Raw genomic sequence first — 20,633 nt, 5'->3', positions numbered from 1 at the left:
CCAGCACGACATCGCCAGATCAGAACTCCGCCATCGCGGCTCGGATCGCGGCGATCGTCCGATCGATATCCGACTCGGTGTGGTTGCCGAGATGCCCGATCCGGACGGTGTACTCGGCGGCCACCGGATGTGTGCCTGCCTGGAGCACCACCCCATGCCGTTCCACGGCCGCCACCAGCTCGGCCGGGCTGCTGCCCTCCGGGGTGCGCAACACCGTCACCCCGTGCGCCCGGTCGGTCGGGTCGATGGTGAACAGCTCGACACCGGACTCGGTGAGACCCCGACGCAACCGCTCGGCCAGCCGATCATGACGGACGAGCCGCGCGGGGCCCTCCTCGACCACCAGCCGCAGACTCTCGGCGAGCGCGCCCATCAGATTGCCGGGCGGCGTCTGGAAGTAGGCGAACTCGCCTTCGGCCAGCGACCGCATCACCGGTAGCCAACGCCGGAGGTCGAGACTGTATCCGCGCGGCGAGAAATCGCGGTCGACCAAGGACCGCACGGCGGCCTCGCGGAGGGAGACCAGGTACAGCCCGCCGGGACCGCTCAACGCCTTGGGCGGTGCCGCGAGATAGGCGTCGATCGCCCACTCGTCCTGGCGGATGACCTCGGCCCCGGCGGCGGCGATCCCGTCGACCAGGCTGAGCGCACCGTGCCGATGCGCCGCCTCGGTCACCGCAGCGACATCGGCACACACCCCGCTGCTGGAGTCCACGTGGGTGACCAGCACCGCCTGATAGGAGCGGGCCGCCAGCAGCGACTCCACCCGGTCGAGGTCGAGCCCGCGTCCCGGTTCGGCACGGTGGATCGCGGTGGGCAGACCGAGATCGGAACACAGGGCCTGCCAACGCTCGCCCCACATCCCGGTGGAGAGCACCAGGGCCGGCCGCCGCGGATCGAGCAGACTCACGGCGAGACTCTCCATGCCCGCGGTCCCCGAACCGGGCAGGACGAGGCATTCGCCCTCCTCCGTGCCCAGTACGGAACGCAGCTGCGACAACGCCCGCCGGATGTCCGCCAGGAACACCGCATCGGTGATGGGGCGGGCCTGATCGCCGAGCCTGGCCAACACCGAGGGCGCCAGCCTCGTCGGGCCGACCACCATCGCCAACGGTGCTCGGTCCGGATCCGCCGATGAGGCGACTGATCGCGGAACGCTCGTCGCCGCCCCCGGGACCGAGGAGGACGTCATCGCCCGTCGACCCACTCGACGTAGTCCTCCCGGAAAGGCGTGAACACGTCGAGCGCCACCGAGCGTTCCAATGCCCACACCTGATGCTCGACTCCGCCGCGCACGACGAAGCTGTCGCCGGGACCCGCCTCGAAGGTCTCGTCGCCCGCCACGACGCGGACCCGACCGGAGACCAGGTAGGCCAGCTGTTCGTGCGGATGGCTGTGCCGGGGGAAGACCGAACCCTCCTCCATGACGTGTTCCACCAGCATCAGCCGGTCGTTGTAGGCCAGCACCCGGCGGAGCAGACCCGGGAACGCCTCCGCCCCATCGACTCCGGCGGCGGGCGTGATCACGACGTCCGCGTCGATCCGAGGTCCTTGCGCGGTGTCCTGATCGGCCGGAAGCGCGGTCGCCTGGGCCTCGGTCGGGTCCGTCTCGGGAACGCTCGGGTCGGCGGGAGAGGGGGAATCGAACGGCATGCTGGGTTCCTCGCACTCATCGGATGGGACGGACATAGAGCGGAAGGGGCGTGACGTCGGCGTTCACCGTTCCGGCGTCGGCATCGGTGGTGGGGAAGTGCGCGCGGTCGAACACCTGATGCAGGCTGGAGGTGCAGTCCGGCGGCACGGCGACCACCACCCCCGTCTCACCCGGCAGGGATTGGGCCGCGATGAACCGATAACTCTCGCCGCCTCGCAGATCGATCCGGGTCCAGTCGGTGTGCGCACCATCGGTGACCAGCCGCCGGTGGTAGACGCTCCTGGTCTCGGCCGCGTCGTTGCGGACCCGGATGTGCACCGCGCGCACGTCGCCCTGCCAATCGAATCCCGCGGTCTCATGGCGGATGCTCGACGGAAGACCGGGCGTGGTGGGCCGTTCGGGCACGGCGCCGGGTATCCGGCGGATCCGGGCATCGGTGCCGCAGTTCGCACAGGTGCCCTCGGCGGTGAGGCCCGGTCGTCGGGCGTTCAGTCCGTACCGGGTGATCTGGAGTTCGCCGCACCGCCTGCACCAGGTGTTGGCCGAATCGGTGTCGTAGACATTGCCCAGGTAGACGTGATCCAGACCCATGTCCAAGGCGATCTCGCGCGCCCGTTCCAGCCGGTCCACCGGTGTGCGGGTCGTATTGGTCATCTTGTAGTCGGGGTGAAAACGCACGAAATGGGTGGGGACCTCCGGGCCGAGGCGCTCGCCGACGAACCGTGCCATGTCGCGGGCGCTGTCCTCGCCGTCGCTGAGGTCGGTGACCATCAGCGTGGAGACCTCCAGGTGCTTGCCCGATCGGTAGACCTGCTCGGTCGCGGCCAGTACCGGTTCGATCCAGCCCTTGGTGATCTTGCGGTAGTACTTCGGATCCATCGATTTGATCGACACCGAGAAGATGTCTATCACCGGGATCAACTCCTCGACGGCCTTCTCGGAGATGAAGAATGCCGATTTGTACAGGTTCACGATCCCGCGTGCCTGGGCGAGCGCGGCGGTCTCGGTGACGAACTCATGCCATACCACCGGATCGTTGTAGGTCCAGGAGATGACCTTGATGCCGTGTCGCACTGCGATGTCGACTACTTCTTGCGGTGTGTAATAGAAGACATCCGAATCCGCGACGAAACGCGCTTGCGAGGTCTTCCAGTTGTGGCAGTAGTCGCAGTTCAGCATGCAGCCGATGTTGCCCATCGAAAGTATTCGAGCACCCGGTTCGTAATGGAATACCGCCTCGGTCTCGATCGTCTCTTCCGTGGCGTGGACCGAACGCCCGTAGTTGAGACTCACCAGCTGGCCGTCACGGTTGGCACGGACCATGCAGAAACCATGTTGACCAGGACGTATCCGGCAGTTCCTCGGACTGAGTCGACATCGGACGACGCCGTCGCCCAGGCTGTCCTGCAAGCGGGCCGGATATCCTTCTTCCTGCCATTTCTTCATTTGTTCAAGCCTCGTTCCGGCGGCGACACGGGCCCGATTGCACTGTCGCGGACTCGTGTGGTCGTCCTCGATTTACCGGTGGTGGGAGCCGATGGGATTGCCCGGCGTCAGTGCGGGCATTCGATGTAGGCATTCCAGGATCGGACGCCCGACGATTCTCGGGTCCGCCGGGAGAGTCCGATTTGCGAGGGTGGAGCCGGGTGTCGTACTCGATCTCCATGAATCGCGCGCGAACTGTCCGTTACCGGCCGCTCGACGATTTCAAGAGAGCGATGTGACGGCTATTACAGAAAAGCAGGGCGGTGACGTACTGTCAAGAGCCGTCACCCATCGTCCGCAGGCTCGTCGGCGGCGAATGCGGCGACGCGATTGCGGGTGAATCGACCTCGCGCGGACCGTGACGGCGGTGATTGTGCCTATTGCGGACGCCCGGGATCGATCGCCGCGCCGCCCATGGTGTGAGGTCGCGGTGAAGGCGCCGTGAAATAGCTGTGAGCTGCGAAGACGTCTGCTGTGGACTGATCATCGGGCTTGTTCGTATGCGTATGCTTGCATGGTGGTTTGTCCCAAGTGTCAGAACTTGATGCGCACCTATGAGCGCAACGGCGTCCATCTGGAACAGTGCGAAGGCTGTCGGGGGATCTTCCTCGACAGAGGCGAGCTGGAACAGATGACCAACGCGGAACAGAGCTACTACCGCTCGCACAACGCGGGCTACCCGCAGCATGGCGGTCACGCGGACTCACCCCGTCCGTACCAGGGGCACCGCCCCGACTCGCCTCGCCCGTACCAGGGCCACCGTCCCGATTCCCCCGGTCCGTACCGGGGCGGTCACGGCGGTGGGCACTACGCGGACTCTCCCGGGCCGTACGGGCACGGACACCGTCGGGAGCGGGGCCCCGGCGCGTTCCTCCGGGGTCTGTTCGACTAATCAGGATGAATCTGCTCGTCTGTCCCGGCTGTGGTGATCGAACCGACTCACCCGTCGTCACACCATCGGCGCCGGTACTCGTCTGTTCAGCCTGCGGCCACCGTCGCCGTTTCCGGCGCCTGCCCTTGTTCGCCCTGATCGGGCCCAGCGGCACCGGGAAATCGACGGTGGCCCGGCTGCTCAGCGAGCGCCTGGCCGACCGTGCCGTGGTCCTGGAGCAGGATGTGCTCTGGGTCGAGGGGCTTCGTGACCCGACCGACGACCACCGGCACTTCCGGTCCACCTGGCTTCGGCTCGCCGCGATGATCCATCAGAGCGGTCGACCTGCCGTGCTGTGTGGCACGGTCGTTCCCATCGAGCTGGAGCGGCTCCCGGAACGCGCCCTGTTCAGCGAGATCCGCTACCTCAGTCTGGTGACCGACCGAGAGATCCTGGCCGAACGGCTTCGTGGTCGGCCTGCCTGGCGGCAATGGTCGGAACCGAGGATCGCCGAGACGCTGGAGTTCACCGACTGGTTGGTGGCCACGGCTGCCACCATGACCCCGCCGGTACGGCTACTGGACACCACCGGTGTCCCCACCGTCGAGACGGCCGATGAGGTCGCCAGGTGGATCGGCGCGGCCTTGAACTCCGAGTCCGATTCCGCCGCCGAATAGGCGGGCGGCCGGAGGTTCTCGGACCAGCCGTGCTCGGGCGAGTGCCTGCCCAGGCCACCCGCCGGATCTCTGTGCGCTGCGCGTGAACGCGGTCGCCTGGCGTGCGCGGCTCCGCACGGTCGGCCCGCGGCCGTGACCAGTGCCCGCAGGGTCGTACGCCGACTCGGGATCACGCGACCCGCGAGCGGAACCACCGCCCATCTCACCTGCTCGGTCGGACAACGAGGGCAGCACCAGCCAGGTTCCCGCTGGAGCCGCTCGCGCCCCGATCCTGGTCAGTTCCGAGAGCAGCTCGGGCCGTGCGGTCCGGTCAGGATCACAACTCGGCGAGCCGTCGTTCCAACGCCTCGGCGCGCACATCGCCGAGTTGCAGGGCGACGGTCAACGCGGTCTCCCACGCTCGGCGGGCCTCCTCGGCGCGGCCTGCCGCGCGATGCGCGGTGCCCTCCGAGGTGGCGGCGTTGATCACGCACCACAGCCAGCCGATCTCCCTGGCTTGATCGGCTGCGGCCTGTGCCACCACGACCGCGCCGTCGAACTCCCCCTTGGCCAGCCGCATCTCGGCGAGCCTTGTCAGGGTGAACGCCGCCAACAGCGGCGCGTCGATCTGATCGGCCAGCTCGGCAGCCTTCCGTTGTGCGGCCTCGGCCTCGGCCTCCCGGCCGCGATAATGCAGGGCCTGGGCGCGGTAGGACCACATCGAGGAGAGACCGTCGATGCGGCCGAGCTCGGTGAACTCCCGTTCGGCCTGTTCGAGTCGGTCCAAGATCACGTCGGAGCTCACCGGCACCTCGTCGATGCTCTGCCGGTCCAGCTCGGCGCGGATCAGTGCGATCAACGTCCAGGCGAACTCACGTCGATCCTCCAACTCGGAACGCACCTGCAGCGCCTCGTCGAGGTACGCCGAGGCCCGGTCCCAATCGGTCTCCTCGATGGCGATGATGCCCAGCGAGTGCAGCATCCACGCGACGCCCTCCGTGTCCTGCGCTGCTCGTGCGGCCCGCAACGCGGCCTTGGCCGAGGTCCGCCAGACCACCCACGGCTTGGTCAGGAAGAGGAACTCCCACCACACCACCGGGAGTTCCCACGCCCGGCGGGTGAGCCCGTTGGCCACGGCGAAGCGCACCCACGGCACCAGATCGCGAGTCCAGAGCTTGCACCAATCCCACGCCTGCTCCCGCGAGGTGAACCTGTCGGGCTGCACCCCCTCGCTCGCCGGGGCACACGGCAGGGTGTGGTCATCGAGGTGTGCTATGACCTGGTTGGCGTTGGCGGCGGAATGGACCACCCAGTCCGTCGCTCGCTGGGCGACCCGAGCCGACCCCTGCTCGTCCAGCGGCCCCTGCGCCGAGGCCAGCTCGCGCCCGCCTGCCTCGAATTCGTAGCGATCGTGCGTGTGGACCAGCAGCGAGCGGCCCGCCAACTCATCGAGTAGTCGGCGGGCCGTCGCCTGTTCCATTCCCAGGGCGGCGGCCGCCAGCCCGGGTGTCGACGGACTCGGCAGCGCGGCGAGGTATCGCCATGCGTGTCTGGCCTCCGGCGACAACGCCTCGATGTCCCGCTGCTTCTCCGCCTGGGCGCCGGTGTGATCCCGATCGTCACTCATGACTCGGATGATCTTCTCGTCCCGCTCGCTCGGCCAGTCGAGACACCGATCCGGGGGCGGCCGCACCCGCCGCGCGTGCCCACGGGGCTCGATCAGACCAGATCAGGCTCCACCTCCGAGGTGGCGAACTGCGCGGCGTACAGCCGAGCGTAGGCACCTCCCGATGCCAGCAGGGTCTCGTGGTCGCCCTGCTCGACGATGCGACCGGACTCCATCACCAGGATCACGTCGGCGTCGCGGATCGTGGACAACCGGTGGGCGATCACGAAACTGGTCCGGCCGGTGCGCAGGGAGGCCATCGCGTGCTGGATCAGTACCTCGGTGCGGGTGTCCACGGAGCTGGTCGCCTCATCGAGGATGAGGATCGGCGGCTCGGTGAGGAACGCCCTGGCGATGGTGATCAACTGCTTCTCACCCGCGCTGACGCCCTCGCCCTCACGGTCCATCACCGTGTCGTAGCCGTCGGGCAGGGTGCGGACGAAACGATCGACGTGGGTGGCCATGGCCGCCTCGACGATCTGCTCGCGCGTCGCATGGTCCACTCCGTAGGCGATGTTCTCGGCGATCGTCCCGCCCACCAACCAGGTGTCCTGCAGGACCATCCCGATGTCGCGTCGCAGGTCCGCCCGCGCCATCGCCGAGATGTCCACGCCGTCGATCGTGATCCGACCCCCGGTCATCTCGTAGAAGCGCATCAGGAGATTGACCAACGTCGTCTTGCCCGCCCCGGTCGGCCCGACGATCGCCACCGTCTGCCCGGGTTCCACGGTCAACGACAGGCCCTCGATCAGCGGTGTGGACTCCTCGTAGCGGAACGAGACGTCCTCGAAGGCGACGTGGCCGGTGACCTTCGCCGGTGTGGGGGCGTCGATCGGGTCGGGATCCTGCTCCTGGGCGTCGAGCAGCGCGAAGACCCGCTCCGCCGAGGCCACCCCGGACTGCAGCAGGTTGGCCATCGACGCGATCTGACTGATCGGCTGGTTGAACTGCTGCGAGTACTGGATGAACGCCTGCACGTCGCCGATGGTCATCGAACCGGAGATGACCCCTAGCCCACCGATCACCGCGACCAGCACGTAACCGAGGTTGCCGACGAACCGTAATGCAGGCTCGATGACCCCCGAGACGAACTGGGCACGGAAACTGGAGTCGTAGAGGGCCTGGTTGTGCTCGTCGAAGGTGTCGAGGGCCTCGCGTTGCCTGCCGAAGACCTGTACGAGGGCGTGGCCGGTGTACATCTCCTCGATGTGGCCGTTGAGCCTGCCGGTGGCGGACCACTGCCGGACGAACTGTGGCTGGGCCCGCTTGCCGATCATCATCGTGATCAGTACCGATGCCGGGACGCTGAGGATGACCACCACCGTGAGCAGCGGCGAGATCCAGAACATCATGGCCAGCACGCCGACGAGGGTGAGCACCGAGGTGACGATGCGGTTGACCGCCTGCTGGAGGGTCTGCGAGATGTTGTCGATGTCGTTGGTGACCCGCGACAGCACCTCGCCGCGTGGCTGCCGGTCGAAGTAGCCCAGCGGGAGTCGGGTGATCTTCGTGGTGGCCTGTTCACGGAGCCGGAACGCCGTGGCCAGGGCGATCCGGGCCGTCAGCCTTCCTCTGATGAGGGTGAGCAGTGCCGAGAGCACCACCATGGCGGCGGCCAGCGTCAGGATTCGTCCGATGGCGGTGAAGTCGACCCCGCTGCCTTGCAGTCCGCTCGCCACCAGGTCGGTGACGCGGCCCAGCAGAGCGGGGACGACCACCGAGAACCCGACACTGACCACCGCCAGCGCCAGAACGGCCGAGATCAACGGCAGATCGGGGCGCATCGAGCTGATCAGTCTTCGAGAGGAGCCCCGGAAATCGCTGGGCTTCTTGCTGGCAGGAGCGTCGCGGTCCCGCTCGTCGGTACTCATGACGCCTCCTGCTCGGTGAGCTGGGAGAGCACGATCTCCCGATAGGTCTGGTTGTTTGCCATCAATTCGGAGTGCGTCCCGGTACCGACGACGCGGCCCTCGTCCAGGACGACGATGCGGTCGGCATCGCGAATGGTCGACACCCGTTGCGCGACGATGACCAGGGTGGCGTCGCTGATCTCCGAGGCCAGTGCGGACCGCAGCGCCGCGTCGGTGGCGTAGTCGAGGGCCGAGAACGAATCGTCGAAGAGGTAGATCTCCGGTCGGGCCACCAGCAGCCGGGCGATGGCCAGTCGCTGTCGCTGCCCCCCGGAGACATTGGTGCCGCCCTGTCCGATGGGGGCGTCGAGGCCCTCCGGTGTCGCGGCGACGAACTCGGCGGCCTGTGCCACCTCCAGGGCGTGCCAGAGTTCCGCGTCGGTCGCGTCCGACTTCCCGTAACGAAGGTTGGTCGCGATCGTCCCGGAGAACAGGTAGGGCTTCTGCGGTACCAGGCCGACCAGTCCGGGCAGCCGGGCGCGGTCCAGCTCGCGGATGTCGGTCCCGTTGATGCGGACCGTTCCCGCCGTGGGATCGGCCAGTCGGGGGATCAGATTGAGCAGGGTCGTCTTGCCGCTGCCGGTGGAACCGATGATCGCGGTGGTCTCACCTGGCCGGGCGACGAGGTCGATCGAGCGAAGGACCGGTTCCTCCGCGCCCGGATAGCCGAAGTCGACGCCGCTCAACTCGAGCAGTCCCCGGGACGGCTCCTCCGCGTCGACGGATGCCGTGTCCTCGGCGACGGTCGTGGCCGTCTCCAGGCTGGTGGTGGTGTCCAGGACCTCTTGGACGCGTTCGGCGCAGACGCGGGCGCGGGGCGTCATCATGAACGCGGCGGTGGCCATCATGACCGCCATCAGGATCTGCATGAGGTAGCTCAGGAAGGCGATCAACGAACCGAACTGCATCGAGCCGTCGGTGATGCGGTGGCTGCCGAACCACATGACGGCGATGCTGGAGAACTCCATGATCAGCATCACTGCGGGCATCATCAGCGCCATCAGCCTGCCGAAACGCAGGGAGACGTTCAGCAGTTCGGTGTTGGCCCGGCCGAAGCGTTCGCGTTCCTGCTCGTCGCGGACGAAGGCTCGGATGACGCGGATACCGGTGATCTGTTCGCGCACCACGCGGTTGACCTCGTCGATGCGGTGCTGCATCCCCCTGGCCAGTGGGCCCATTCGGCTGACGATGAACGACATCGTGATCACCAGTGCCGGCAGGATGAAGAGCAGCAGCCCGGACAGTTGGACGTCCTGGTCGAGGGCCAGCAGTGTGCCGCCGATCCCCATGATCGGTGCGGGGACCACGAGGACGGACCCCATGAGCACCAGCATCTGTACCTGTTCGACGTCATTGGTGGTGCGGGTGATCAGCGAGGGAGCGCCGAAGCGGCCGATCTCGCGCACCGAGAACGACTGAACCCTGGTGAACACCGCCGACCGGATGTCCCGGCCCACCGCCATCGCGGTGCGTGCCGCGAAGAAGACGGCCCCGGCGGCGCAGATGATCTGCAGCAGCGTCACCCCCAGCATCACTCCGCCGCTGCGCAGGATGTAGCCGGTGTCCCCTCGCGCCACCCCGTTGTCGATGATGTCGGCGTTGAGAGTCGGCAGGAACAGCATCGCGAGCATCTGGCCGAACTGGAAGACGACCACCAGCGTGACCCAGCTCCGATACGGACGCAGGTGGACGCGCAGCAGCCGGGTCAGCGAACCTTTGGGGCGGCGTGTCGCGTCGGGACCTGCCTCGGACACGGCCGAGTCGGTCGAGGTCATCGGAATCTCCGCTGTCGTAGGAATGAGAAGCGCACGGCGCGGCGCGAGGCCGGTGCCACAGGGGTTTCGGGGGACGACGTCCACAGGTACCACGAGGCGATCGAGGCTCGGCCGGATCGAGGATCGCGGCGCTCAGTCCTCGATGGCGCTGACCGGGAGCCCTGTCGAGACCTGCGGCTCACGTCGGCTCTGTCCGGTGCGCGCGGGCGCGATCGCGACGAGCGACGCCGTCGAGGTAGGAGGGCAGGCGTGGTGGGCTGGCCATTCCTCCATTCTGTTACCTGAATTAAGGTTGAGGTAAAGCGCGAGGTGATGGCTCGCGGACGCAAGGCCGAGGGTGTCTCGGCCCCGATACCTTCTGCAACGGAATATTCGCGGCGTGGGTTCCGCCGGGAGCGGGTCGGAAGGCGGGTGTCGGTGTGTCGCTCGACACGATCGGATGGTCGAATCCGCTCAGTCGGGATCACCGAGGAGGAAACCGCGCAATAGGGACCGCATCTCGGCGGGGCGCTCTCGCCACGGCTGATGACCCGCACCCGACAGCGGTGCGTACCGGGCCCTAGGGAGCTCGGCGACCAGCGATTCGACGCCCTCGGCGGGCCGAGGGTCCGCCGTGCCTCGGATGACGAGAACGGGTGCCCGTACCCGGCTGCAGGCGGCCCGTTCGCCTGCTACCGCCCACCGGGCGCACTCGGAGTTGAGCACCGAGTTGGCGTGATGATTCAGCGCGAACTCAGCAGCGGCGTCCTGCCCGGCCATGATCGCCGCCCGCGCGGGATCGGCGAAGTCCGGGAGCCAGCAGAGCGTGCGCCACTCGATCTCCTCGGCGGGGTTCCGCTCTCGCCGGGCCAGCTCGTCGCGCCGCGTGCGCTGCTGCGGGGTGAGTCGAGCCGAGGCCCGAGCACGGTAGGCCGCACGGTGCTGCGGCCAGTCGAGTCCCACACCGCTGCAGTAGACCAGGCCGCTGACCCGAGCGGGGTGTGCTGCGGCATAGGCCAATCCCAGGGTCGCACCGAAGGAGTGGCCGACGACGAACCAGCGGCGATGCCCGAAATGCTCGCGTAACTCCTCGAGGTCCCCGATCAGCCGGTCGAGCCGTTGATCATCGGAGGGACTCGATCGCCCGCAGCTCCGTTGATCGAAACGGTGCGTGCTGACCTCGTCGGCCACGGTCGCGGCGAGCGGCCCCAGGTAGTCCCACATCCCGGGGCCGCCGTGTACGAAGACGACACCGGGCGCGTCCGGGAGCCGGGTCGACTCGGTCCACAGCGTCGCTCGATCCGACAGCCGAACCAGTTCGGTGATCGTGTCGGTCACGGCCCGACCGTAGCCCGACGGCAGGTGATCGGGGGCGTCGTCAGATCCCGACTGCGTTGCGGACGGCGGCGAGCGTCTCGCCTGCCCTGGCCCGTGCCTTCTCCGCGCCGGCCGCGAGGATGTCGTCCAGCTCGCTTCCGGGTGCCACCAGCGCCTCGTAGCGCTCCCGCATCGGGGCGAGCTGCTCATCGAGGATCTCGAAGAGCTGATCCTTCAACACGCCCCACCCCACTCCGCCTGCCGCGAGCCTCGTCCGGGTGTCCTCGACGACCTCCTCGTCGGCGAACTGCCGAAGGATCTGGAACACCGAGGAGTCGTCGGCGTTCTTCGGGTCCTCCACCGGAGTGCTGTCGGTGGGGATCCGCCGGACGAGCTTCTTCAGCTTCGACGCGGGGATGAACAGCGGAATGGTGTTGTCGTAGGACTTGCTCATCTTCCGGCCGTCGACACCGGGCAGCGTGCGCGCGTTGTCGGTGTCCGGGATCAGCGGCTTCGGCACGGTGAACCGATAACCCGCGCCGTAGACGTGGTTGAAGGAGCCCGCGATGTCGGCGGCGATCTCGACGTGCTGGACCTGATCCTTGCCGACGGGTACCACCTCGGCGTTCATGATCAGGATGTCGACGGCCATCAGCAGCGGGTAGTTGAACAACCCCATGTTGACGCCCGCATCGAGGTCGGACCGGCCCGCTTCCTCGTTGCGGTCGCGGGCGGCCTTGTAGGCGTGTGCCCGGTTCATCAGTCCCTTGCCGGTCAGGCAGGACATGACCCAGTTGAGTTCGAAGGTCTCCGGTACGTCGGACTGCCGGTAGATCAGGGTGCGCTCCGGGTCGAGCCCCGCCGCGATCCAGCTCGCCGCCACCGAGCGCGTGTAGTGGCGCAGCAGCTCCGGATCGCGCAGCGTGGTCAGCGCGTGATAGTCGGCGATGAAGTACATCGCCTGATACTCGGAGGCCAGATCCAGCGCGGGCCGGATCGCCCCGATGTAGTTACCGAGATGCGGTTCGCCCGTGGGCTTGATCCCGGTCACCGATATCTTCTGCACGGGCGATGCCATGGTCGAGCAGTCTAGCGGGCCGCGATCGACATCGAACGACGCTCCGCCCGAGGTGTGGGCCCGCCCGAGAGGAGAGCGTCATGGCGAGTCGTCCCCATGTCCTGGCCTCGGCCGCCTGCTCGATCGACGGTTTCCTCGACGACTCCGCACAGCGCAGACTGGTGCTGTCCAACGCTGCCGACCTCGAGCGCGTCGACGAGGTCCGTGCCGGTGTCGACGCCATCCTGGTCGGCGCCAACACGATCCGCCGCGACGACCCGCGACTGCTGGTCCGTTCCGAGCGGCACCGGGCCGCCCGCGTCCGATCGGGAAGGCCGCCCAACCCGCTCCGGGTGACCCTGACCGGCTCCGGTGATCTCGATCCGACCGCCCGGTTCTTCACCGTCGGCGACAGCGACCGACTGGTCTATGTCCCGAACGGGCAGGTCCGGACCGTCGAAGCCCGATTGGGAACTGCGGCCCGGGTGGTGGCCGCGGGCGACCCGCTCGATCTCGAGGTGCTGTTGACCGATCTCGCCGATCGAGGCGTGCGGCGGCTCATGGTGGAGGGCGGGGGCGGGGTGCACACCCGTTTCCTGGCGGCGGGACTCGTCGACGAACTGCACCTGGTCGTCGCGCCCTTCTTCGTCGGCGACCCGACCGCGCCCCGCTTCGTCGGCCCGGCGGCGTTCCCACAGGACGCGGCGCACCGGATGAGCCTGGTGGAGACCAGGTCGATCGGCGACTGCGCGTTGCTGCACTACCGGATCGACGACGCGCGGTCGGGCTGAATCCGACCGGGTCCGCACGTCGTCGATGCCGATAGGCACCCGGCCGCAGGCACGACCCGATCTCGCACCGGTCAGTCGGACCCCCGTCTGCGCGGCGCTCCGCGCGTCCCGGAATCCGGGTCCGGATCCTCTTCCGCGATGCGTTTGATCGCCGCCAACCGCCCGGCCCATCGGTCGGCCAGTCCGGTCAGCCAGTCGGCGGTGTCGGTCAGCGCGTCGGGGCACACGGTGAAACGAACCTCGCGCCCCTCCTTCCTGCCGCGTACCAGCCCGGCGCGTTCCAGGACGGCCAGATGCTGTACGACGGCCTGCCTGCTCACCGGAAGTCCGCCTGCCAACATCGTGGCGGTCGTCTCGCCGTGGGCACCGATTCCCTCGAGTATTCGGCGCCGCATCGGATCGGCGAGCGCGCCGAGGACGTCGCGCTCGCTCATGCCGCCGACGCGTCGAGGTGTTTCACGAGTGTGCTCAGGGCGCCCTCCCAGCCCATCCGGTTGTCCCGGACGTGGCCCGCGCGGTCGTCGTCGGAGCCGTGCAGCTCGCGGAACCCGCTCTCGTCGACTCGCAGGAGCGTGCCCGCTCCGTCGGCGGTGAGGGTGAACTCGACGAGGTTCGCGTTGCCCTCGGTCGGGGCGACGTCCGGAAGCAGCGCCCATCGGAAGGACAGCTTCCGTTGCGGCTCGATGGCCTCGATTCTGGCGTGGAAGACGCCCTCCTCCTTCCAACGGAAAACCATCGCGCCACCGGGCCGCAGGTCGATCTCGGCGCCGTCGAAGGCGAACCAGGCCGCCAGGTGCTCGGCTTCGGTCAGCACCGTCCAGACCCGGGCGGGGGAGGCGTCGATGCGGACCTCGTCGTGGATCGATTCGGGGATCATCATGCTCCGATCACGGTGAACTCGTCGCGGATATGCAAGTACAGACTTGCATGATCGACGGCGATGCGCAATGATCGGCTTGCGTGTTTCTTCGCATGGCCGAGATGCCTACCCAGGCCCATCGCCCTGCCCTGCGCGGGCTGCGTCGACTCGAGGACGGAGAGACCATGCAACGAGGAATGCCATAGCGCATTACTCGGCTGCTCACCGCGGCGAACTCCTCGTACCGGGCTCGGGCAACTGGTTCTCCTTCCCCGCGATCAATCTCGCCGATCGATCACCTGAGCATGGAGTTCGCCACCCGAACCGAGGGTGTCGACGTCACCGTCCACCCGGGCGCACCGAATGGCCCCGTGGTCGCGGAGTTCACCGACATCCCCGCCACCGGATCGGTGGCGTTGGACGACCGCGTCTACGAGACCTGTCACTCCGAGGTCACCGACCCCGGCGGGGTACACGACCTGTACTTCATCGCGCGCTGGGACGAGGGTGACCAGCCCGAGCTGTTCGTGCGCACCTTCCAGTTCCAAACGGTGCCCGAGGTCCAGGTCGCACGGGACCCGGCCGAGCCCGCGGGCGAGAACGGCTGGCACACAACCGGAGTCACCCTCACCTCGACCACCTCCGGCGGCGGCGGTGGGGCGGCACCACTGTGGGAGCGCGAGTACTCCTTGAACGGAGGCGCGAACTGGGCTCCGGCCGGTGACGCGGTGTCGATCGATACCGACGGCGATCACGAGGTACTGGTGCGGGCCATCGATGCCGCCGGGGTGTCCTCCGGGGTTGTGACGGTGCCCGTGCCGATCGATACGAGCGCGCTCGAGATCGCGGTGGGCGGCATCGACGACGGCGCCGCTCTCGGCCGAGCTCGGACGTCGATGTCGCGGTGGAGACGACCGATGTGGTCTCCGGCGCCGCCGCCACCGAGACGACCCTGGACTCGCTGGAGACCTGGCGATTGCCGCTGGGTGAACATCGGCTCGAGGTCACCGCCACGGACACAGCGGGCAACGTCGCCTCGGCCGGTGCGGACTTCACCGTGACCACCTCCAGCGTCGATCTGCGGTCGCTGGTGCACCGGCTGCGCGACGGTGGTGAGATCAACCGGACCTCGGCGGTCCTGCTGACCAGCCTGCTGGACACGGTCCGGTTCATGGAGCAGGCAGGTGATCACTCCAGCGTCGAGCGGGTGCTCGGAGTGTTCGGCGGGATCGCGGCCCGGCCGGCCGTGGTCCGTGATGCCGCACTGCGCGAGCTGATCGCGGGCGATGTCACCGCGATCGCGGAGTCCTATCGCTGATCCGGCTACCGAGCCGGATCAGCGCGCCGACGGGAGGATCACCAGCGATCGTGCACCAGCGGCCGGATACGCGTGTCGTAGATCGCCTGCACGCCCTCCGACACCTCCGACGACAGCGGGGCGCGCTCGGCGGCCGCCGCATTGGATCGGGCCTGTTCGGTGCTGCGTGCCCCGGGAATCACCGTCGTCACACCGGGCTGGTCGATCACCCACCGCAGTGCGGCCTCCGCAGGCGTGAGCCCCTCGGGCAGCAGTGCCGCGAACTCCTGTGCGGCCGAGACCCCGGTGGCGAAGTCGACGCCCGAGAACGTCTCGCCCACGTCGAAGGCCGAGCCGTCCCGGTTGAACGCCCGATGGTCGTCCGGGGCGAAGGTGGACTCGAGGGAGTAGCGGCCCGACAGCAACCCGGAGGCCAGCGGAACCCTGGCGATGATGCCCACCCCCGCCTCGCGGGCGGCGGGCAGGACCGCCTCCAACGGCTTACGGCGGAAGGCGTTCAGGATGATCTGCACACTGGCGACGCCGGGCCGACCGATGGCGGTCAGCGCCTCGTCGCAGGTCTCGACGCTCACTCCGTATGCGGCGATCCGCTCCTCGGCCACCAGCGTGTCCAAGGCGTCGAAGACGCCTGCCGTGGAGTAGACCGGCGTGGGCGGGCAGTGCAGTTGAACCAGATCGAGCCGATCGACACCGAGGTTGGATCGCGATCGATCGACCCACGCCCGGAAGTTGTCCAGGGTGTACTGCGCGGGGTCCAGCGGTGCACGTCTGCCCATCTTGGTGGCCACGAACAGGTCGGAGCCGGGATTGTCGGCCAGAAACCGGCCGATCAGCTGTTCGCTACGCCCGTCCCCGTAGACGTCCGCAGTGTCCAGCAGTGTCACACCTGCCTCGACCGCCGAGGCGAGGACCGCCTGTGCCGCCGCCTCGTCGACCTGCCCCCAGTCCGCCCCCAACTGCCAGGTGCCCAGTCCGACGACCGACACCGAACGCTCTGTCCTGCCCAAGACCCGCTGTTCCATGACCGCGACCCTAACCGGGCGCCCTGCGATGCCCACGCGTCGACCGTTCGGTGCTGGCCACCCGACCCGGCACGAACAGGACCGCCCCACCGCATCGCTGCGGTGGGGCGGTCCGTGGTGCGGGTGTGCGTGCCGCGAATCAGCGGCGAGTGCTCGATCAGGCGGTGACGAGGCTCAACCCGTAGGCGGAGAGGATCTCGTTGACCGGGTTGAAGAAGGTACGCCCGCCGGAGGTGCAGTTGCCGGAACCGCCGGAGGTGACGCCCTGCGCCTGGTCACCGGTGATGTAGGAGCCACCCGAGTCGCCAGGCTCGGCGCAGACGGTGGTCTGCGTCATCCCGTGCACGGCGCCCTCGGCGTAGTTCACCGTGACGTTGAAGGCCTGCACCGTGCCGCAGTGCCATCCGGTCGTCGAACCGGAACGGCAGATCGAGGAGCCGACCGGGGCCACGTTGGAGCCCCGGACCAGGACGTCGCTGACCGTGCCGTGGCCCAGGACGACGGGCTCGGTCCACCAGCCGTTGCCGATCCGCACCCAGCCGTAGTCGTTGCCGGGGAACGAGGAGCCCGCGAACGAGCCCATCGCCGAGCCGTCCCAACCGGCCACCGAACTACCGGTCCTTCCACAGTGGCCCGCGGTGACGAAGCCGCCGTGCACGGAGAAACCGATCGAGCATCGGGTGTTGCCGTTGATGTAGTACGGGTCGCCGCCGACGGTGCCCGCGGCGAAGGTGGCGGGTGCCTCGGAGACCTCCTCGACGGTGACCGGGCCGGTCGCGGTCGCGGCGTCGAGGAAGGCGTCGACCTCGGCGCCCTCGGCTCCGGCGACCACATCGACCACGACGCGGTTGCTCTCCAGGTCGACCCGCCAGCCTGCGATGCCCTCGGGAGCGTTCTCGCCCTCGGTGAGCGCGTCGATCTCGGCCTTGGCCGCGTCGAGCGTGGCCAGGCTGTGCTCGACCGATACGGTCTCGGCGCCGGTGGCCTCCACGGCCGCCGCCCGCGCGGGGTCGGACAGGCCGATGATCAGCTGGCCCCTGGACGCATCGAACCAGGAACCGCCGAACGCGGAACCGGCGGCGTCCTCGGCTAAGGGCGCCACCTCCATCGCGGTGGCTTCCTGCGTAAGGCGGATCTCGGCCTGCTTCTCGCTGACGCCGAACTCGACGGCCATCGCCGAGACCAGGCCGGGGGAGAGCGGGGCGTCCTGTGCCGGGGTGGATTCGGAGGCGGCAGCGGTGCCCAGGCCTGCGGTGGTGCCCGCAGCCAGGACCACCACCGCGCTGATTCTCGCGAGGTTCCAGTTACTCATATCGGTCGACTCCTTCTCGTCGTGCAGGGGGACGCGGTGTGTCGTCGATCGGTGTGACACGGCAGGTGTGGCGGCAGCGAGTCTCGACGGCCACGGGAGAACAGGCGTTGAAGACCTACTGCTCACGGCATGCCAAACCACGAGGAAACAGCGTTGTCCAACCGTTTCGGCGAAACGGAAAGCGCGTTCCTCGTGATGCAGACGTTATTCGTTCGGCGGGACGCCGGTACCCCCAAAAGCACTATCTCGACACCGGGTCACCAGAAGCAGGGCAAGCACGTTGCGAGTCACCCAAATCGCTGGCGGGGCCCGCAGCAGGACCGAGCTCCTCGACGAACCGGCCTGTCGGGGCGCTGATCCTCGATGCTCCGTCTGGGCGACACCCCCACCCGCCAGGCGGTGGCATCGCGGGGCGGGGTACGGCACGGTGATGGTGACCCCGAAGAAGAACAGGGCGGTGAGCGCTGGTGAGTACGAGCGTGTTCCTGGTCGACGACCACGATGTCGTCCGACTCGGTCTGGCTCGCCTGCTTGAGGACCAGGAGGACCTGGAGGTCGTCGGCGAAGCGGCCTCGGTCGCCGAGGCACTGGTGCGGATTCCCGCCGCCCGTCCGGATGTCGCGGTACTCGATGTGCGCCTCGGCGACGGCAACGGCGTCGAACTGTGCCGCGAGCTGCGCTCGATGATGCCCGAACTCAACTGCCTGATCCTGACGTCCTATTCCGATGACGAGGCACTCTTCGACGCGGTGATGGCGGGCGCGGCGGGCTTCGTGCTGAAAGAGGTGCGCGGCCACGACCTGGTCGCCGCGGTACGCATCGTGGGCGCAGGCGGTTCCCTGCTGGACCCGCACACCACGACCGCCCTGCTGAACAGACTGCGGCGCCAACGCGAGGAGACCGACCCACTACAGGTGCTCAGCCAGCAGGAGCGGACCGTGTTGGAGCTCATCGGGGAGGGACTGACCAACCGAGAGATCGCCCAACGCATGTTCCTGGCCGAGAAGACCGCGAAGAACTACGTGTCGCATCTGCTCGCGAAACTCGGCATGCAGCGGCGGACCCAGGCTGCCGTGCTGGCCACCCGACTCCGGCGCCCTCCGGTCTCGGATCAGGAGCGCACCGACTAGACGGCGCCCGTGCTGCGGTGGTCCTGTGGCACCTCCGGACGGACGGGAGCCCGCCAGGACAACCGGGTCCCCCTCGGCGTGGCCGCCAGGATCGTCAGGGTCCCGTCGGCCTCGGCGGCGCGTTCGGCGAGGTTCCGCAGTCCACTGCGGGCGACGGAGGTGGGCACGCCGACACCGTCGTCCAGTACGTCGATGACCAGCTGATCGGCGACCTCGATGGTCACGGTGAGTCGGGTGGCACCCGCATGCCGGACCACGTTGCTGACGGCTTCTCGCAGCACCGCCTCGGCGTGTCCGGCCAGGATGCCCGAGACCCGGGAGTCGAGGGTCCCGGATATCCGCACCACCGGCGACAGCGCCGTGTCCACGGTCAACTCGGACACGGTGTCGAGAAGCCGTCGGCGGAGACCGACAGCACCCGTCTCGGCGTGCAGATCGAAGATGGAGGTGCGGATCTCGCGGACCGTCGCGTCCAGTGCGTCGAGGACCTCGTGGATACGTTCGTCCACCACCGGATCGGTGTTGCGGTCGGCTGTCCCATCGAGGGCCAGCCCGATGGCGAACAGCCGTTGGATCACCTGATCGTGCAGCTCGCGGGCGATGCGGTCCCGGTCGGCCAGTAGGTCCAGTTGCCTGCGGGTCCGTTGACGCTCGACGAGCTGCAGGGTCAACGAGATCTGGTCCGCGAACGCGGCCATCGCCGCGATCCGACTGTCCGGCATCGGCTCCCGCCGATCGACGCGAGCAACCAGAATGGCGCCGAGGGGATCGACGACTCCACCCAACGGGAGGGCGACCGCAGAGCCGATCGAGCCCGTATCGGTCATGTCGTTCAGGCCCGCGTCGGACGCGATGGCCGCTGCGTCGAGGACCTGCGGACCTATCGCGCCAGGTTGCCCGGTCGGCAGCAGGACCGCTCGGTCCACCCGGGACGTGGTGGGCGTGGTGATGGCGCCTGCCGACCCCACGCGGCGCAGTGTCGATCCGTCCGATTCGGCCAGGAACACCAGCGCGAGATCCGCGCTCGTCGTCTCCAGGGTGCGTCGGGCCAGCAGGCCGAAGGCATCCTCGGCGCAGACGCCCGCGATCAACGCGGTGGTGATCTCGCTTTCCACCGCGGACCATCGTCGTCGGTCCTGCTCCTGCTCCAAGAGTCGCGCGTCGGCCACGGCGATGCCCGCGGTCGAGGCCAGCCCGGTGAGCAATTCCCGATCACGGGGGCCGAACGGGGTACTCGATCTCCCGGCCACGCTCAACCTGCCGTAGACCTCGTCGCGAACGCCCACCGCGACGGTGAGCACATCTGCGTCGGTGTCCTCCGGATCGGCGGCCGACTCCCGGCTGATTCGCTCATGCCACTGCGAGGCGTCGAGGCCGAGGAAGACGGAGTCCGCCGCCCTGCCGCGCTCCACGGCGATGAAGGCGCCGAAGCGGGCGCCGAGCAGGGACAGGGCCGAACGCAGGATTCTGCGAAGCGTCGGTTCGAGACTCATCCCGGAGGCGACGGCCAACACCGCCTCGACCAAGGCGTGGTCCGACGGCTGTTCGGTGCAGTGATCGCAGCGGTCGGCCGCGAACTCCTCGGGTGACGGTGGGGACGGCATTGCGGACATCGAGCCCCCGCTGGCGGCGATGACGTGCGTCGGACCCCGAATTCTACCGAGTTCCCAGGCATCGTCGCAGGTCCGAGACCTTTTGTCCGGTGTCGATCAGTATGTCGCCTGTTCGGGTGGGTGGGCGATCGGTGAGCAGGCGGGGCCTCGGGGCGAGGGCTGTCCCGTTGTGGGATCGCTCGCGCTCGACGCAGGTCCGAGATGCACTCGATCGATAT

Annotated in this window: 19 protein-coding genes; 6 read left to right on the top strand and 13 right to left on the bottom strand. The window is 68.3% G+C overall.

All coding sequences use genetic code 11. The features are described from left to right. Positions 1-19: 19 nt before the first annotated feature. From BKA25_RS17245 to amrS, 3 genes are all read right to left on the bottom strand, one after another. Positions 20-1,102 carry a pyridoxal-phosphate-dependent aminotransferase family protein gene (locus tag BKA25_RS17245; RefSeq protein ID WP_172803763.1) on the bottom strand — a complete coding sequence of 361 codons (1,083 nt, stop codon included), beginning with the start codon at positions 1,100-1,102 and terminating at the stop codon, positions 20-22. An 86-nt stretch (positions 1,103-1,188) separates the two neighbouring features. Continuing rightward, the gene (locus BKA25_RS17240) at positions 1,189-1,653 is read right to left on the bottom strand and encodes a cupin domain-containing protein (RefSeq protein WP_084642823.1); all 465 of its coding nucleotides are present in this window, start codon (positions 1,651-1,653) and stop codon (positions 1,189-1,191) included. Between the two features lie 16 nt (positions 1,654-1,669). After that, positions 1,670-3,100, bottom strand: a complete 1,431-nt coding sequence (gene amrS, locus BKA25_RS17235) for an AmmeMemoRadiSam system radical SAM enzyme (protein ID WP_069848335.1) — start codon at positions 3,098-3,100, stop codon at positions 1,670-1,672. 553 nt (positions 3,101-3,653) lie between these two features. On the opposite strand from amrS, the gene BKA25_RS17230 reads away from it, so the two are divergent. Continuing rightward, entirely contained in the window at positions 3,654-4,031 is a 378-nt protein-coding gene (locus BKA25_RS17230) for a TFIIB-type zinc ribbon-containing protein (RefSeq protein ID WP_084642825.1), read from the top strand. A 5-nt stretch (positions 4,032-4,036) separates the two neighbouring features. After that, positions 4,037-4,687: an AAA family ATPase gene (locus BKA25_RS17225; protein ID WP_069848339.1), complete on the top strand. Its 651-nt coding sequence runs from the start codon at positions 4,037-4,039 to the stop codon at positions 4,685-4,687. A 316-nt stretch (positions 4,688-5,003) separates the two neighbouring features. On the opposite strand, the gene BKA25_RS17220 is transcribed toward BKA25_RS17225, so the two are convergent. From BKA25_RS17220 to BKA25_RS17200, 5 genes are all read right to left on the bottom strand, one after another. Continuing rightward, complete coding sequence (locus tag BKA25_RS17220) at positions 5,004-6,293, bottom strand: tetratricopeptide repeat protein (RefSeq protein WP_157421020.1); 1,290 nt, start codon at positions 6,291-6,293, stop codon at positions 5,004-5,006. A gap of 92 nt (positions 6,294-6,385) precedes the next feature. Further along, positions 6,386-8,203, bottom strand: a complete 1,818-nt coding sequence (locus BKA25_RS17215; RefSeq protein ID WP_069848342.1) for an ABC transporter ATP-binding protein — start codon at positions 8,201-8,203, stop codon at positions 6,386-6,388. Further along, positions 8,200-10,017, bottom strand: coding sequence for an ABC transporter ATP-binding protein (locus BKA25_RS17210; RefSeq protein WP_084642826.1), 1,818 nt, complete (start codon positions 10,015-10,017; stop codon positions 8,200-8,202). The genes BKA25_RS17215 and BKA25_RS17210 overlap by 4 nt, the downstream gene beginning before the upstream one ends. A gap of 453 nt (positions 10,018-10,470) precedes the next feature. Next, positions 10,471-11,334: an alpha/beta fold hydrolase gene (locus BKA25_RS17205; protein WP_084642828.1), complete on the bottom strand. Its 864-nt coding sequence runs from the start codon at positions 11,332-11,334 to the stop codon at positions 10,471-10,473. Between the two features lie 40 nt (positions 11,335-11,374). Next, the gene (locus BKA25_RS17200) at positions 11,375-12,391 is read right to left on the bottom strand and encodes a tryptophan--tRNA ligase (protein WP_069848344.1); all 1,017 of its coding nucleotides are present in this window, start codon (positions 12,389-12,391) and stop codon (positions 11,375-11,377) included. 80 nt (positions 12,392-12,471) lie between these two features. On the opposite strand from BKA25_RS17200, the gene BKA25_RS17195 reads away from it, so the two are divergent. Continuing rightward, positions 12,472-13,161: a RibD family protein gene (locus BKA25_RS17195; RefSeq protein WP_069848346.1), complete on the top strand. Its 690-nt coding sequence runs from the start codon at positions 12,472-12,474 to the stop codon at positions 13,159-13,161. Positions 13,162-13,232: 71 nt separating this feature from the next. Here the strand turns inward: BKA25_RS17195 and BKA25_RS17190 are convergent, their stop codons facing one another. Further along, a complete protein-coding gene (locus BKA25_RS17190) occupies positions 13,233-13,595 on the bottom strand; it encodes an ArsR/SmtB family transcription factor (protein WP_069848347.1) in 363 nt (120 codons plus the stop codon). Next, the gene (locus BKA25_RS17185) at positions 13,592-14,041 is read right to left on the bottom strand and encodes an SRPBCC domain-containing protein (RefSeq protein ID WP_216637812.1); all 450 of its coding nucleotides are present in this window, start codon (positions 14,039-14,041) and stop codon (positions 13,592-13,594) included. Before BKA25_RS17185 ends, BKA25_RS17190 begins: the two co-directional genes overlap by 4 nt. A 284-nt stretch (positions 14,042-14,325) precedes the next feature. Between BKA25_RS17185 and BKA25_RS17180 the strand changes: the two genes are divergently transcribed. Both BKA25_RS17180 and BKA25_RS17175 read left to right on the top strand, forming a co-directional pair. Then, positions 14,326-15,081 carry a carbohydrate-binding protein gene (locus BKA25_RS17180; protein WP_069848349.1) on the top strand — a complete coding sequence of 252 codons (756 nt, stop codon included), beginning with the start codon at positions 14,326-14,328 and terminating at the stop codon, positions 15,079-15,081. Continuing rightward, positions 15,078-15,338: a hypothetical protein gene (locus tag BKA25_RS17175; RefSeq protein ID WP_069848351.1), complete on the top strand. Its 261-nt coding sequence runs from the start codon at positions 15,078-15,080 to the stop codon at positions 15,336-15,338. The genes BKA25_RS17180 and BKA25_RS17175 overlap by 4 nt, the downstream gene beginning before the upstream one ends. A 38-nt stretch (positions 15,339-15,376) precedes the next feature. Here the strand turns inward: BKA25_RS17175 and BKA25_RS17170 are convergent, their stop codons facing one another. Both BKA25_RS17170 and BKA25_RS17165 read right to left on the bottom strand, forming a co-directional pair. Continuing rightward, on the bottom strand, positions 15,377-16,360 hold the full coding sequence (locus tag BKA25_RS17170) for an aldo/keto reductase (RefSeq protein WP_069848353.1): 984 nt from the start codon (positions 16,358-16,360) through the stop codon (positions 15,377-15,379). 157 nt (positions 16,361-16,517) lie between these two features. Continuing rightward, a complete protein-coding gene (locus tag BKA25_RS17165; RefSeq protein WP_069853520.1) occupies positions 16,518-17,672 on the bottom strand; it encodes a S1 family peptidase in 1,155 nt (384 codons plus the stop codon). A 467-nt stretch (positions 17,673-18,139) separates the two neighbouring features. Here BKA25_RS17165 and BKA25_RS17160 point away from each other — a divergent pair, with 467 nt between their 5' ends. After that, positions 18,140-18,802: a response regulator transcription factor gene (locus BKA25_RS17160; RefSeq protein WP_069848354.1), complete on the top strand. Its 663-nt coding sequence runs from the start codon at positions 18,140-18,142 to the stop codon at positions 18,800-18,802. Here BKA25_RS17160 and BKA25_RS17155 read toward each other — a convergent pair. Next, positions 18,799-20,415, bottom strand: coding sequence for a sensor histidine kinase (locus BKA25_RS17155; RefSeq protein WP_084642830.1), 1,617 nt, complete (start codon positions 20,413-20,415; stop codon positions 18,799-18,801). The genes BKA25_RS17160 and BKA25_RS17155 overlap by 4 nt on opposite strands. Between the last annotated feature and the right edge of the window lie 218 nt (positions 20,416-20,633).

This window comes from Actinoalloteichus hymeniacidonis, assembly GCF_014203365.1.
Classification (GTDB): domain Bacteria; phylum Actinomycetota; class Actinomycetes; order Mycobacteriales; family Pseudonocardiaceae; genus Actinoalloteichus_A; species Actinoalloteichus_A hymeniacidonis.
The sequence above is the reverse complement of the archived record's forward strand: the minus strand, read 5'-3'. Positions and strand labels throughout refer to the sequence as shown.

Bases quoted from the DNA above. Each gene is read 5' to 3' on its own strand.
- BKA25_RS17165 (WP_069853520.1), bottom strand. From the start codon at position 17,672: ATGAGTAACTGGAACCTCGCGAGAATCAGCGCGGTGGTGGTCCTGGCT.
- BKA25_RS17230 (WP_084642825.1), top strand. From the start codon at position 3,654: ATGGTGGTTTGTCCCAAGTGTCAGAACTTGATGCGCACCTATGAGCGC.
- BKA25_RS17240 (WP_084642823.1), bottom strand. From the start codon at position 1,653: ATGCCGTTCGATTCCCCCTCTCCCGCCGACCCGAGCGTTCCCGAGACG.
- BKA25_RS17225 (WP_069848339.1), top strand. From the start codon at position 4,037: ATGAATCTGCTCGTCTGTCCCGGCTGTGGTGATCGAACCGACTCACCC.
- BKA25_RS17195 (WP_069848346.1), top strand. From the start codon at position 12,472: ATGGCGAGTCGTCCCCATGTCCTGGCCTCGGCCGCCTGCTCGATCGAC.
- BKA25_RS17190 (WP_069848347.1), bottom strand. From the start codon at position 13,595: ATGAGCGAGCGCGACGTCCTCGGCGCGCTCGCCGATCCGATGCGGCGC.
- BKA25_RS17170 (WP_069848353.1), bottom strand. From the start codon at position 16,360: ATGGAACAGCGGGTCTTGGGCAGGACAGAGCGTTCGGTGTCGGTCGTC.
- amrS (WP_069848335.1), bottom strand. From the start codon at position 3,100: ATGAAGAAATGGCAGGAAGAAGGATATCCGGCCCGCTTGCAGGACAGC.
- BKA25_RS17185 (WP_216637812.1), bottom strand. From the start codon at position 14,041: ATGATGATCCCCGAATCGATCCACGACGAGGTCCGCATCGACGCCTCC.
- BKA25_RS17215 (WP_069848342.1), bottom strand. From the start codon at position 8,203: ATGAGTACCGACGAGCGGGACCGCGACGCTCCTGCCAGCAAGAAGCCC.
- BKA25_RS17200 (WP_069848344.1), bottom strand. From the start codon at position 12,391: ATGGCATCGCCCGTGCAGAAGATATCGGTGACCGGGATCAAGCCCACG.
- BKA25_RS17210 (WP_084642826.1), bottom strand. From the start codon at position 10,017: ATGACCTCGACCGACTCGGCCGTGTCCGAGGCAGGTCCCGACGCGACA.
- BKA25_RS17180 (WP_069848349.1), top strand. From the start codon at position 14,326: ATGGAGTTCGCCACCCGAACCGAGGGTGTCGACGTCACCGTCCACCCG.
- BKA25_RS17155 (WP_084642830.1), bottom strand. From the start codon at position 20,415: ATGTCCGCAATGCCGTCCCCACCGTCACCCGAGGAGTTCGCGGCCGAC.
- BKA25_RS17220 (WP_157421020.1), bottom strand. From the start codon at position 6,293: ATGAGTGACGATCGGGATCACACCGGCGCCCAGGCGGAGAAGCAGCGG.